Here is a 2,609-nt window from a genome sequence, read left to right as displayed (position 1 = left end):
CCCACGGTGCGGGCATGGGCGACCGCCCAGGCCCGCAGGGCACCGTCCACGGGCTGGACACCGTCCACGAGCTGGGCGTTGCTCAGCTGGGTCACCGCCCCGGTCCCTGTGGCTCGTCCACAACCGCCCCCATTGCTCACCGGCTGCTCACCGGAGTTGCCCTGCGACGATCAGCGTAACCCGGGTGCCGGGTGCGCCCGTGGTCACCGACGGAGCCGACGACGCTGACCACGGGCAGTCGATGTGGAAGCCATTCCAGCGAGGCCTGTTCCAGTGGACGACGTCGTCCGGTCCGGCGTCACCGTGGAGTTTTGAGTGGTATCACCTTTGAGAGGGCCCCGGATCGGAGTGAAGCCTGTGCAAACGCGTCCGCTGCTTGCTGGTGACGGTGTCACGGTCCGTCCTGGCCGCCCCACCGACGTCGCCGCGTTGGGTGCGATCCTCACCGAAGAGTCGGTGGCGCGCTGGTGGGGGCAACCGGCGCCGGCCGATGAGGTGACGGCCGATCTGCTCGGCACCAGCGGCCCCGTCCTGCTCGTGATCGAGGTGGACGGCCAGGTCGCCGGCGGCATCCAGTACTGCGAGGAGAACGACCCGCAGTACCGCCACGCGGGCATCGACATCTACCTCAGCAGCCGGTTCCAGGACCGTGGCGTGGGGACGACGGCGGTCAGACTCGTGGCCCGTTTCCTGTGCGAACAGCGGGGGCATCATCGGCTCACGATCGATCCGGCGGCCACCAACACCCGGGCCATCCGCTGCTACGAGAAGGTCGGCTTTCGTCCCGTCGGCATCATGCGCCGCTACGAACGCGGACCAGACGGCCGCTTCCACGACGGGCTCCTCATGGACCTGCTACGCGACGACCTTGAGTGAAGCCGAAGGCTGAGACCCTGCCTCAAATCTTCCGTCGTCCCCGAGATGACCTCTTCTGGATGCCACACCTGGAGGCGCCGGCGACGGAACCGGCCCGACAGACTGCGCCCGGCACCCGGGATGCACGCTTCGGTATCCCCTGTTTCCGGGCAGGGATCGCGATCTCTGGCGTCTTCTTCTGCTTTCTGCCCATCAGTCTTCGAGCACCACCGAGCCCTGTACCGGCTCGGCGTTTTCATCATCGTCCGCAAGCGAACCGTAATAATCGATCATCACGGTGGGGTCGATGACCTGTGCGCCGCGATCTAACGGGGCCAGGCCCCGACGGGCTTCGATCCACGGCCGCTCCGAGTGAGACAGGACGCTGAGCTGGCGGGCGCTGAAGTCACCGTAGGCGCGGAGCACCTCGTCGATCGTCTCCCGCTGGTCGTCCGTCAGCGTCTCTGGGTTACCCCGTTCCCACGGGTGCTGGACGGTGTAGCGGCCGCGGTGGGCGTCGAACAGTTCGTACACGACGGGACCGTTCGCCCAGGCCTGGATCCGCTCGGGGAACAGGGGTGCATCGTCCCACACCAGCGACCATGCCTGGGAGTAGTAGACGAGCTTCTGGAGCTTCATCGCGGACATCGGTGCCCGCTGCTGGAGTATGTAGGCGGCGACATCGTGGACGGTGACCATGGTGGGTCTCCTTCCGTTACCAGACGGCCGCTCAGCATGGCCATGCGATCCTGATGATGATACGTTACGTGTCCAATATGTGGCAATACGACTGGGACACACTCCTTGATCCACATCTCTATTGCCGGGCGCTCGTACGCAACAGATCCTTATATGACGAGTGGCGTCGCGCCCCGGCCGGTGCGCAGGGTCTCTATCACGCGGGCGAGTATGGGGTCGGCGGACTCGTCGTCGGCCCGCCACGCGACTCCGGCGGCGAAATGAAGATCCGGCTCGTCGAGTGGGACAAGCGCGAAGTCGGGTCCGGCGAAGTTACGTGTGCTGGGATTGTCCGGGTCCGCGGCGACCAGCGTGATGCTCCGCGTACGGATCACCCGGGCCGCGAGGTGAATCGAGTCGGCGTGTGGCAGTTCGTTCAGGTGCCTGATTCCGGCCCGGACGAGGAAATCACGCAGGTTTTTCATGGCGAGCGGTTGCAGCTTCGACGATGGCATCAGCATCTCCCGTTCGGTCAGGTCTGCCAGCCGCAGCCGGCGTCGGCTCGCCAGCTCATCATCGCTGCGTGTAGCCACCGCGTAGCGATATCGGGCCAACTCCAGCCCGCGCAGGCCCGGGTCGGTCACCGGGAGGTGCACGACCGCGAGATCGATCTTCCGTGCGCACAACATGTCCATCAGCACGGCCGACCGTTCGAGCGTGATCGGTAGCTCGATGTCGGGATAGAGCCGTGTGAAGGTGCCGAGTACGAGATCCACGACGCTCGGCGTCAGCACCGGTGCCGCACCGATGTCGCGCGCCGGCCGGGCGCTCCGGTCCGGCCGCTGGGCCCGCAGGGCATCGAAGCGCCGCACGACGTCGGCTGCGGGCTCTAGAAGATCCCGCCCCGAACGCGTCAGCCTGACCTGGTGATAGCCGCGCACGAAGAGCTCCTCACCCAGCTCCCGCTCCAACTCGCGGATGCGTCGGCTCAGCGGCGAGGCAGTGAGGTGCAGCCGGTCGGCTGCGCGCCCGAAGTGCAGCTCTTCCGCGACCGCCACAAAACAGCGCAGTTGCTG

General features: G+C 66.6%; 3 protein-coding genes. 1 reads left to right on the top strand and 2 read right to left on the bottom strand.

The features are described from left to right. Positions 1-372: 372 nt before the first annotated feature. A complete protein-coding gene (locus U9977_RS22320; RefSeq protein ID WP_416210745.1) occupies positions 373-876 on the top strand; it encodes a GNAT family N-acetyltransferase in 504 nt (167 codons plus the stop codon). A 192-nt stretch (positions 877-1,068) separates the two neighbouring features. On the opposite strand, the gene U9977_RS22315 is transcribed toward U9977_RS22320, so the two are convergent. Together U9977_RS22315 and U9977_RS22310 are read right to left on the bottom strand one after the other, a co-directional pair. After that, complete coding sequence (locus U9977_RS22315; RefSeq protein ID WP_322751241.1) at positions 1,069-1,554, bottom strand: Panacea domain-containing protein; 486 nt, start codon at positions 1,552-1,554, stop codon at positions 1,069-1,071. Positions 1,555-1,703: 149 nt separating this feature from the next. Next, positions 1,704-2,609, bottom strand: a 906-nt coding sequence (locus U9977_RS22310) for a LysR family transcriptional regulator (protein WP_322751240.1), incomplete at its 5' end; no start/stop codon positions are given.

The sequence above is a fragment of the Protofrankia sp. Cas8 genome (assembly GCF_963555845.1).
Lineage (GTDB): Bacteria > Actinomycetota > Actinomycetes > Frankiales > Frankiaceae > Protofrankia.
The sequence above is the reverse complement of the archived record's forward strand: the minus strand, read 5'-3'. Positions and strand labels throughout refer to the sequence as shown.